This window comes from Clostridia bacterium (genome assembly GCA_012841935.1).
Taxonomy (GTDB): domain Bacteria; phylum Bacillota; class Peptococcia; order DRI-13; family DTU073; genus DUTS01.
Genome location: DUTS01000030.1, coordinates 1 through 10,846 on the forward strand (window position 1 = coordinate 1; position 10,846 = coordinate 10,846).

General features: G+C 37.9%; 11 protein-coding genes and 1 other annotated feature. All 11 genes read right to left on the reverse strand.

Going from position 1 to position 10,846, the window contains the following annotated elements; genetic code table 11:
- On the reverse strand, positions 1-1,123 hold a 1,123-nt coding region (locus tag GX687_01715; GenBank protein HHX96167.1), incomplete at its 3' end, for an endonuclease MutS2.
- A gap of 129 nt (positions 1,124-1,252) precedes the next feature.
- Complete coding sequence (locus GX687_01720) at positions 1,253-2,203, reverse strand: NGG1p interacting factor NIF3 (GenBank protein HHX96168.1); 951 nt, start codon at positions 2,201-2,203, stop codon at positions 1,253-1,255.
- A 34-nt stretch (positions 2,204-2,237) separates the two neighbouring features.
- Positions 2,238-2,504, reverse strand: a complete 267-nt coding sequence (zapA, locus tag GX687_01725) for a cell division protein ZapA (protein ID HHX96169.1) — start codon at positions 2,502-2,504, stop codon at positions 2,238-2,240.
- A gap of 112 nt (positions 2,505-2,616) precedes the next feature.
- The gene (locus GX687_01730) at positions 2,617-5,052 is read right to left on the reverse strand and encodes a phenylalanine--tRNA ligase subunit beta (GenBank protein HHX96170.1); all 2,436 of its coding nucleotides are present in this window, start codon (positions 5,050-5,052) and stop codon (positions 2,617-2,619) included.
- A gap of 12 nt (positions 5,053-5,064) precedes the next feature.
- On the reverse strand, positions 5,065-6,087 hold the full coding sequence (gene pheS / locus GX687_01735) for a phenylalanine--tRNA ligase subunit alpha (protein HHX96171.1): 1,023 nt from the start codon (positions 6,085-6,087) through the stop codon (positions 5,065-5,067).
- A gap of 122 nt (positions 6,088-6,209) precedes the next feature.
- Complete coding sequence (locus tag GX687_01740) at positions 6,210-6,998, reverse strand: RNA methyltransferase (GenBank protein HHX96172.1); 789 nt, start codon at positions 6,996-6,998, stop codon at positions 6,210-6,212.
- Between the two features lie 21 nt (positions 6,999-7,019).
- Positions 7,020-7,373, reverse strand: coding sequence for a 50S ribosomal protein L20 (gene rplT, locus GX687_01745; GenBank protein ID HHX96173.1), 354 nt, complete (start codon positions 7,371-7,373; stop codon positions 7,020-7,022).
- 15 nt (positions 7,374-7,388) lie between these two features.
- Positions 7,389-7,586: a 50S ribosomal protein L35 gene (gene rpmI / locus GX687_01750; protein ID HHX96174.1), complete on the reverse strand. Its 198-nt coding sequence runs from the start codon at positions 7,584-7,586 to the stop codon at positions 7,389-7,391.
- 16 nt (positions 7,587-7,602) lie between these two features.
- Positions 7,603-8,166, reverse strand: coding sequence for a translation initiation factor IF-3 (locus tag GX687_01755; protein ID HHX96175.1), 564 nt, complete (start codon positions 8,164-8,166; stop codon positions 7,603-7,605).
- Positions 8,139-8,248: a sequence feature (ribosomal protein L20 leader region), on the reverse strand. It overlaps the preceding gene by 28 nt.
- A gap of 37 nt (positions 8,249-8,285) precedes the next feature.
- Positions 8,286-9,107, reverse strand: a complete 822-nt coding sequence (locus GX687_01760; protein ID HHX96176.1) for a hypothetical protein — start codon at positions 9,105-9,107, stop codon at positions 8,286-8,288.
- Between the two features lie 119 nt (positions 9,108-9,226).
- Positions 9,227-10,846: threonine--tRNA ligase (thrS, locus tag GX687_01765; GenBank protein ID HHX96177.1), on the reverse strand; the 1,620-nt coding region annotated here is incomplete at its 5' end.

A 10,846-nucleotide genomic window follows, 5' to 3' on the forward strand; every position in this document is an offset into this window, starting at 1 on the left:
CACCAATATCTGCATAAACATTTTTAAAAACGGCCAATTCAGTTCCAGTTTCAGCTGGTAAATGTAAACCTGTTTGAGCCATCAAAACAAACAAGCCCACAGTTTTTAAGGTCACTGTTTTCCCTCCAGTATTGGGTCCAGTAATAATTAAAGCATCAAACACAGCCCCTAATTCAATTGTAATGGGTACTACCTTTCCTGACAAAAGAGGATGTCTTCCTTGAACAATTTTGAGATAACCTCTTTCATTAAAACAGGGTTCCCCACAATCCCAAAGAGTACTTAATTTGGCTTTAGCTAAAATTAAATCTAATTTAGCCAAAGAATATAAAATCCGACGTAAATCTTGTTCATCCTTTGTTACTAATTCACTTAAAGATCTTAAAATACGAGTCACTTCGGCTCTTTCTTGCACTTCACATAAATCCAACTCATTATTTAATTCCACTACTGCCAAAGGCTCAATAAATAGTGTAGCTCCACTAGCTGATTGATCATGCACTATTCCTGCTACCTCACTGCGGTATTCCTGTTTAACCGGTAAAACAAAACGCTGATTACGAATAGTAATTAAAGGTTCTTGTAAAAATTTAACCATTTGGGGTGAATGAATTAGGCTATCTAGTTTTTCTCTAACTTTCCCTTTTAAATTTTTTAAGCGACAGCGCAGCCGAAACAATTCTTGCGTAGCACGATCACTAACCAACCCCTCTTTGGTTATCTGCTTCTTAATTTGTTTTTCCAAAACAGCTAAGAGCGGCAAATCAGCAACATACTTTTCTAAAAGCGGATAATTTTTTTCACTAAAAAACCGCTTCACCTGACGCAAAACGGATAAGGTAGCAGTAATTTTCAAAAACTCGTTTGGTTCCAAAACTCCGCCTTTTTTGGCTTTATTTAAACAGCTGCGTAAATCCCGCAGCCCTCCCAAGGAAAATTCAGGATATAGTCGCAAAATTTCTTTAGCTACACTTGTTTCCCTTTGCCTTATTTCTATCTCAGCTCGTACGGTAATTGGCTTTAACCCTAAAGCTAATTCTTTACCTAATCGCGAAGTACATTTTTCCGCCAGTATGTTTATTACTTGATCATATTCTAATTTTTGTAGAACCTTTTCTTCCAAAACTTTTCCCCCCATCAAAAACCTAAATTCCTATTTATATCATACCACAAAAAATAATTCGTAAGAAATTAAACAGCATAGCCAAAATCTTGGCTATGCTGAATTACCGCTCACATTTAGGTTCCTTTTTTATCTAGCTACTCTGATGAAACCTGAACAAGGCAAGAGTTCCAAACCCTGTTGGATAAAATGATCTAAAAGAAGATTCATCCCTAAAGAATCACTAGCCATATGACCAGCAATAATCACATTAATATGATTTTTTTCTGCCTCTTGACGATGTTTTTCCCCGATATGCATGCCAACTATAGTTCCCACACCAGCAATAGCCAATTTCTCAAAGGCATCTTTAGAGCCTCCAGTACCCCCAGTCATATCAACAAAGATTTTACCAGCGCGCTTATTTTTTTTGCCCAAAAGAATCTTAGGTCCAATATTTAATTTCATGGAGGCCTGATATTCGGGGAACTCAAGTAATAAATCAATAATGTCTTGTAAAGTTTCTGGTTCTTTTTCAGCAAATAAATTTGTTAAATGGGTTGTTACCATATTATCAGCCGGAGTATGTACACACATTAAGGGAAATCCTAATAATTTAGCTGCATCTACGGGACGATTATGATTTAAAGGCATTAAACCCCGTTCAACTTCACTGATGCGGGAAGCCAAAATACCTTCGGCCACATTAATTGGTACCCCCAAATCCGCAAGCAAATCTTCTTGTAAGGGCATTACCTGATTTAAAAAAGCCAAGGCTCTTCCTTCCGGATGATGAGATAAAACTAAATCAATTTTTTCTCCCTTTTCTCGCAATCGATCAGCTAATAAAATTTCTGATGTTTCCATATCAATACCCACAAAAATACGTTGAATTTTCGTTTCCGGATCCCCATGTAAAATACGGGTATCTGCATATGGATTCGTTAATTTTTCAGTATCATAATATTGCTTAACCTCATCTTTTAAAGCCTCATATTCTTTTTTCGCCAGAGCCAATACTCTTTCAACCTTTTGTGGGCCGCGTGGATCATTTTCCTTACCTAAATCTATACATTTTTGATAAAAATCTCGTAAAAGCATTTTCAAGTACCTCCTTCATTTTATCTATAGTCTATCAACTTTTTTTCCGCTTATGCATCCCATCTAATATTTTAATTAGTTCATCATAATCTTCACGCAAACACAGTAATTCATCTGCTAAATTTAGGGCTACCAAAACAGCAATTTGTTTTATAGAAAGAAAGGAATTTGTATGTGAAATTTGTTCCATTTTTTGATCGACAAAATTAGCTACCTTTTTAATATGAGTAGGATCAGCACTACCTTTAATCGTATATTCCTCACCGTAAATCATTACTTTTAAACGATTTTTTTCCTTCATCTTAGGGAACCCCTCACTCTCTCAAAAAAATAGAATCAAATCCCTTTTTCTTCTTTCGTGAATAAAACAAAAATTCCTGCAAAAATCGAATAGATTTTTATCCTTTGGCTTTTTAATGCCGCAATTGTGCCTCAAATTTTGCTTTCAAGGTCGTGGCAATTCGAGCACTCAAAATGTTAATTTCGGCATCAGTAAATGTTTTATGTGGTGCCTGCCAAGTTAAAGAAAAGGCTAAGCTTTTTTGACCAGAAGCAATTTGTTGACCGCGGTACAGATCAAAAAGTTTTACCTCAAGTAGCCATTCACCACCTTCTTTTTTAATTACTTCGTAAATTTCACCTGCAGGAACACTTTCAGGAACAACAAGAGCCAAATCTCTAGTTACAGGTGGATATTTGGATAGTGGACGTAATTCATTCTTAACCTCACTTGTTTGCACAAATAAATTTTTTACATCGAGATTAAACAGACACACTCGCTGTTCTATTTCATATTTCTCCAAAAGGAAAGGATGCAATTCACCTAAAACACCTAGGGTCTCTCCCCCTAATTTTAAATAAACCGTACGACCTGGATGAAATCCCGTTACCTCCACGGCTTTTTCCCAAACCCAATCCTGACACCCCAAACCTGTTAGCAAATTTTCTAAAACACCTTTTAAATAATAGAAATCGTAAGTTTGAGCTTCCCATGACCAGGATTTTTCCCGCTCCCCGGTACAAACCGCACTTAACAGCCATTTTTCGAGTGGTAGATTTCGCTTTTGCGGAAAACCAGCAGCCCAATACACTTTACCTAATTCAAATAACTTTAAGTTTTTATGCTGTTGATAAATGTTTTTACGTATGTTTTCCAAAAGACCTGGCAAAAGAGTAGTTCGCATAATCGCCTGTTCTTCAGAAAGAGGATTTTGAATTTTTACCACATCTCGATATACATGTTTTTCCGGAATCCCCAAAGCATCCAGATGCCGCGAATTTATAAAACTATAATTAATTACTTCATACAAACCTTGAGCAACCATTATCTTCCTAATTTTTCGCCTAAAATTTTGCTCCTTAGTTCTAAAACCTTGGGTAGTAACTCCCTCAGGTAATGTATGTGGAATTTGTTCATAACCATATAAACGAGCAATCTCCTCAATTAAATCTATTTCTTCATTTAAATCCAATCGCTCGGAAGGAGGTAAATAAAAACCACTCTCATCATTTTTCTCCACTACTTTAATCCTTAAAGCTTTTAAATGTTTTTCCATTTCTTGAACAGACAGAGCTGTACCCAAAACCTGATTGACTTTTTCGTAACGTAATTTAATCACCGCTCTTTTTTTCTCTACCGGAAAATTATCAACACACCCCTCAACCAAAACACCAGCACCAATTTCCTCTAATAATTCTAGGGCTCGATCAGCCGCTAAATGGGCTTGTTGAACATCAACTCCCTTTTCAAATCGCAGAGCTGCTTCTGAAAGAAGTCCCAATTTACGTGAAGTTCGACGTACACTTGTACCGGAAAAGCAAGCTGATTCCAATAAAACCATTTTCGTTTGGGAAGTTACCTCAGATTCCAAACCCCCCATAACCCCGGCCAAGGCAACCGGCTTTTGGGTATCAGCAATCACCAACATTTCCGGATCCAATTTTCTAGTTTGCCCATCTAAAGTAACCAATTTCTCATTTTCCCGGGCCTGACGAACAATAATTTTTTTACCTGTCAAAAATTCATAATCAAAAGCATGTAAAGGTTGTCCCCTTTCCAACATTACATAATTAGTAACATCAACAACATTATTAATTGGTCTAATACCCACAGACAATAATCTATGCTGCAGCCATAAAGGAGAAGGTCCAATCTGTACATCTTTAATTAAACGGGCCACATAACGGAAACATAAATCCGGATTCTCGATCTCCACATTAATTAATTTAGCGGCTTCCCCCCCGGGAATAGACCGTTTAACATAAGGTAGTTTTAATTCCCCCCCAGTTAAAGCCGCTATTTCCCGGGCAAGATTAATCATCCCCAAGCAATCAGCCCGATCTGGTGTTAATTCTAATTCCAATACCTGATCATCCAATTCTAATAGTTCAACTACATCAGCTCCGATTTCAACCATCTCAGGTAAAATATAGAGACCTTGACGAGCCTCCTCAGGTAATTTGACCACCTCTAAGCCTAGTTCTGCAGCCGAACAAAGCATTCCTTCGGAATTAACACCCCTCAGGCTTGCCTCTTTAATTAACATACCATTGGCCAAAAGTGCACCCGGTAAAGCAACCACTACTTGATGTCCTTCCTTTACATTGTCAGCTCCAGTGACTATGGTTTTTTCTTCTTCACCCACTACAACCCGACAAATTAATAATTTATCTGCTTGCGGATGTTTAACTATTTCCCGAACATAACCCACCACCAAATTGGTTTGACCAATTTTGTTTTTAATAATTCCTTCCACTTCAATACCCGACCTAGTTAATAGTTCAGCTATCTCTTCCGGTGTTTCTTTTATTTCGACTAATTCTTTTAGCCATTTCCAAGAAACCAACATTTGACAAACCCCCTAAAACTGTTCTAAAAAACGAAGATCATTATCGAAAAAAGCCCTTAAATCCTTAATCCCGTATTTAAGCATAGCTATTCTTTCCACACCCATCCCAAATGCAAAACCGCTTACTTCTTCAGGTTGATAACCACCCATTTCCAAAACACGCGGATGAACCATACCAGAACCCAAAACTTCAATCCAACCAGTTTGTCCACAGGTTCGACAGCCAGCACCAGCACACATTACACAAGAAATATCAACTTCGGCACTCGGTTCTGTAAAAGGAAAAAAACTAGGACGCAAACGTATTTTTTGCTCTGGTCCAAACATTCGCCGGGCAAATTCTAACAAGACCCCTTTCAAATCACTTAAACGAACCTTTTTATCAATAAGTAATCCTTCAACCTGATGAAACATAGGAGAATGAGTAGCATCATCATCACGCCGATATACTTTACCAGGTACAATAATTTTTACTGGAAGTTGGGGAGCAGCTTTTTCCATAGTCCGCACCTGAACAGGAGAAGTATGGGTACGCAAAAGCACCTCTGGTGAAATATAAAAGGAATCCTGCATTTCTCGTGCCGGATGATCTTTGGGTATATTTAAAGCTTCAAAATTATAATAATCAAGTTCAATCTCCGGACCCTCAGCAATTGTAAAGCCCATTCCTAAAAAAATCTCTTCAATTTCCTCTAAAACAATATTTAAAGGATGTTCCCTACCTAATTCCGGCCCTAGACCAGGTAATGTCAAATCAATACTTTCTCGCAGCAGAGCTGCCGCCATTTCCTCTTTTTTAAACTTTTCCCGGGAAATAGCTATTTGCTTTTCCAATTCATCTCTAATTTGGTTGGCCAAACGCCCGAGCAAGGGACGCTCCTCGGCCGATAATTCTCCCATTTTTCGCAGAATTTGAGTCAAGGCACCTTTTTTGCCCAAATATTTTACCCTTAATTCATTTAATTCTTCAAGGCTCAAACATTTTTCAAATTCAGCAGCAGCTTTTTCCCGCAAAAGCTTTAATTGCTGTTGCATTTGCCAAACCCCCTTTAAATAATGAAAGCCTTCGTCCTAAAATAAGGGACGAAAGCTCATCTTCCGCGGTACCTTATTTCCTTGTCCAAGCACTCCACGGTTCCCGTGCAACATTTTTTAACTTAATTTCTTTGTCTTAAAATCTCATAAAGTAAAACACCACTGGCTACAGCGGCATTAAGTGATTCCACACCACTTTGCAGCGGAATTTTAACCTGTTCATCTACCTCATTCAAAGCTATACTTAAAAAACCTTGTCCCTCATTACCAATCAAGACAGCTACCTTTTTAGCATAACCAAATTGAGTATAATTTTGACATGCCTTTACATCAGCGGCAATCAATTGAAAATTTGTTTTTCGCAGCCAATCATGGAGCTCAGGCCATTCAATGTACAGTAATGGCACTTGAAAAACTGCTCCCATTGAAGCACGAATGACTTTGGAATTATAGGGATCTACCGTTCCCGGCAAACAAAAGAGTGCATCAACTCCCACTGCCCAAGCAGTACGCCAAATTGTTCCCAAGTTTCCAGGATCTTGTAAACCGTCAAGCACCACAATTAAACCACTGTTAATTTTTAATTCCTTTAAAAACAAGCTTTCTTGCCGTACTACCCCAACTATACCCTGGGGTGATTCAGCTGTTGACAAAAGCTTTAAAAGCCTGGTATCTAATTGATAACCCTGAATTGAACTTTTCTCTATTAACTGAAAAAGCCTTTGTCCCCTGGATGTTTTAAACAAAACATCACTAAAAAAAATTTCCACTAAAGTACCACTTTGTAGGGCTTCCTCTACCATTCTTATTCCTTCAACTAAAAACAGCCCACTTAGTTGACGCTGTTTTTTTTGTTGTAATTTACATCTTGCTTTAAAATGAGCATTTTGCCGAGAAGTAATTAGTTTCATATAATTTCGTTCCCTAAAACCTTAACCATTTTTTTTGGCTACTTCCACTAATTGATGAAAAGCCTGACTATCATTAACTGCCAAATCAGCTAAAACTTTACGATTTATTTCTACACCTGCTTTTTTAAGTCCATTAATAAAACGGCTGTAGGATAACCCTTCTGAACGTGTAGCTGCATTAATGCGGGTAATCCATAATTTCCGAAAATTTCTTTTACGCTGTTTGCGATGGGCATAAGCATATTTTAAAGATTTCATTACTTGTTCATTTGCCGGACGATATAATTTAGATTTAGCCCCACGGTACCCTTTGGCTAATTTAAGTATTTTTTTGTGCCTTTGTTGAGCCACAGGTCCTCCTTTTATACGTGCCATAACACTAACCCCCTTTTAACTATATGGAATCAATTTTTTTATTCGTTGAGCATCAGCTTTACTCATTATCGTTGTTTTTCTAAGATTACGCTTTCTTTTAGCAGTTTTCTTAGTTAAAATATGACTTTTATAAGCATGACGCCTTTTCACTTTACCTTTAGCTGTAACTTTAAAACGTTTAGCCGCTCCGCGGTGTGATTTCATTTTTGGCATACTAATTCCGCCCCCTTTAATCATATTTAGGAGATAAAAACATGGTCATATTACGACCTTCCAATTTAGGATGTTTTTCCACAACAGCATAATCTCCCACTACATCTACAACTTTTTCCAATAACTCACGTCCCAATTCAGGATGAGAAACTTCTCGTCCTCTAAACATAATGGTTACCTTAACTTTGTCCCCACCCTTTAAAAAACGTATAGTATGACGAGTCTTAACTAAAAAATCATGTTTTTCAATATTAGGACGCAGTTTTATTTCCTTAACATTAATAACCCGCTGCTTTTTCCTTGCCTCCCGTTCCCGTTTACTTTGCTCATATTTATACTTCCCAATGTCCATTATTTTGCAGACAGGTGGCTTGGAATGAGGGGCAACCTCAACTAAATCCAATCCCCTACCCCGGGCTATTTCCATAGCCTCCCGTGGGGGCATAATCCCCAACTGCTCCCCGTCCTCACTAACTAACCTAACCTCCCTACACCTAATTTTTTCATTGACACGCAATTCTTTACTTATGACTGCACACCTCCAAATTTTTTTACAAATAAAAAAGGCAGATGAAACCATCCGCCAAGAAAATTTTTAGCTTGTTTGAACCTTATTGGCAACCGGCCATAAGGTGAGAAGCGGACGGCCTCTACTTGTTCTTTTTTACCTTGCCATTATAGCAAGTAATTTTATTAATGTCAAATTCCTCTTTCCCCATGCGGAATTTCCGTCCGCTCACTAACTTTTGGAGTTGCTGAAGTACCAATATAATCCTGCAAACTCCTTTGGGCAAACGCGGGAACTTTAATTCTATAAAAATTTGGCTTTTGAGGAGCCTCTACTGCCTTATCTTCCTTAATTTCTAATTTAGCCCCTTCGGCAATTCTTCTATCCATACCCCTTACCTTTTGTTTGGCCCTAATTTCAATTTCCAATTCTTTTAAATAATTTAAACTCTGGGGACAAACATAACCAAAACGAACTTCCGCTTCTCTAAGATGAGCTATTTTCCCAGGACGAACATCAAGTCCCATTCTCCGTACTTCATCATATTCCCTAGCCCGAGCGATAAATGTTTCCTTTAGATGCACCGCTTCCGCCGGAGAATAATATTTCATAAGAGTTTCCCAATTACGCTCAAAAGTATCCTCAATAGCCATTTCCTCGCGTACCAAAATAGCCGCATCTTCATATTCATCATTACTTAAATTTAAATAGGTTTCACCACGAGTAGCCTGACGAATTTGCTTATCCAAACTGCGCAGTAAATTACTCTTTCGCGAATCATCAAAAGAAAACCATTTTCGTTTAGGTCTGCTGACATTTCCAATTATTTTTTTCGGAACCGAAAAAAAATCTTTTAAAGTAGTTTGTGATTTATCCTTAGTCTCTAATCGGGCTTTACCAGTTAATCTTACCGCCTGCTCCCTTACTGTTTCCTCCCATAATTGTTTGCGATTTTCCTGCCATTTATGAAAACGAGAACTCTGTCTAGCCCAAAACCCCTTTTGTTCTTCCATCTATTCACACCTCCCATTGTCTGTATTATAGCACATATTATGAAAATTGGCTACAAATAAAAAGTACAGAGAAATATTTTTTCAAAAGGTCAGCAGCCGCAAAAATTTACTTTATGCTACTATATTTTATCTTTAATTTCAGTTAATAATCTTGACTCAAAATCAGCCAAATTCACTTTACCTTGATCACCATCTTTTCTAGTACGTAAAGCCACTGTGCCCTCTTCCATTTCACGATCCCCAACAATTAACATATAAGGCACCTTTTCCAATTGAGCTTCCCTAATTTTATAACCAATTTTTTCGCTGCGATCATCTACTTCTACACGTACACCCTTGAGAAAAAACTGTCCAGCAATTTTTTGAGCATACTGGTGCTGTCGTTCAGTAATCGGTAAAATTTTAACCTGTACAGGTGCTAGCCAAGTAGGAAAAGCACCAGCATAATGTTCAGTTAAAATCCCGATAAAACGTTCTAAACTGCCAAAAATTACCCGATGAACCATTACCGGACGGTGTCTTTCACCATCTTCACCAACATAGGTGAGATCAAACTTTTCCGGCATCTGAAAATCTAGTTGAATAGTACCACACTGCCAGGTACGTCCCAAAGAATCGCGTAAGTGAAAATCAATTTTAGGACCATAAAAGGCCCCATCACCTGGATTAATTTTATAAACCATTTCTTTTTCTTGCAGGGCCTGCTCCAACCCTTGAGTTGCTTTTTCCCAATCAGCTTCAGAGCCCATTGCTTTTTCTGGTTTAGTAGAGAGCTCCACATGATATTCAAAGCCAAAGCGTTTATAAACAGTATCAACTAAAGTAATTACCTTTTTAATTTCCGCGGTCATTTGTTCAGGAAGCATAAAGATATGGGCATCATCTTGAGTAAAACTACGTGCCCTAAGCAGCCCATGTAAGACACCGGAAAGTTCATGACGGTGTACCAAACCTAGTTCAGCAAGTCTTAAGGGCAAATCACGATAACTATGCAGTGTAGAATTATAAACCAGCATGGCTCCCGGACAATTCATGGGCTTAATCGCATAATCTTCCTCATCAATAACAGTAGTATACATATTTTCCCGATAATGACTCCAATGACCAGAACGTTCCCAAAGCCCTCGGTTTAAAAGTAGGGGAGTCTTAATTTCTTGATATCCCCATTCTCGATGTATTTCCCGCCAATATTGTTCCAATTCATTTCTAATTACCATTCCCTTAGGAAAGAAAAAAGGGAAACCAGCACCTTCCTCCATTACAGTAAATAACCGTAATTCTTGACCCAATTTACGGTGATCTCTTTTCTTAGCCTCAGCCAAACGGAAAAGGTATTCATCCAAGGCTGTTTTTTTAGGAAAAGAAGTACCATAAATACGCTGCAGCATCTTATTTTCTACTTGACCACGCCAATAAGCACCAGCTAGATTCATTAATTTTATGGCCCTTACTTTCCCAGTACTCGGCAAATGTGGTCCAGCACACAAATCTACAAATTCCCCTTGTTCATATAAAGAAATGGACGTACCCTCCGGCAAATCCTCAATCAACTCTACTTTATAATCTTCTCCCTTTTCTTTAAAAAAGCGTACCGCCTCTTTACGTGCCAATTCCTTTCTCACCAAAGGTAAATCTTCCTTAATAATTTTTTGCATTTCGGCTTCAATCTTTTCTAAATCCTCCGGCGTAAAAGTATGTTCAGTATCAAAATCATAATAAAATCCATCAGTAATTGCAGG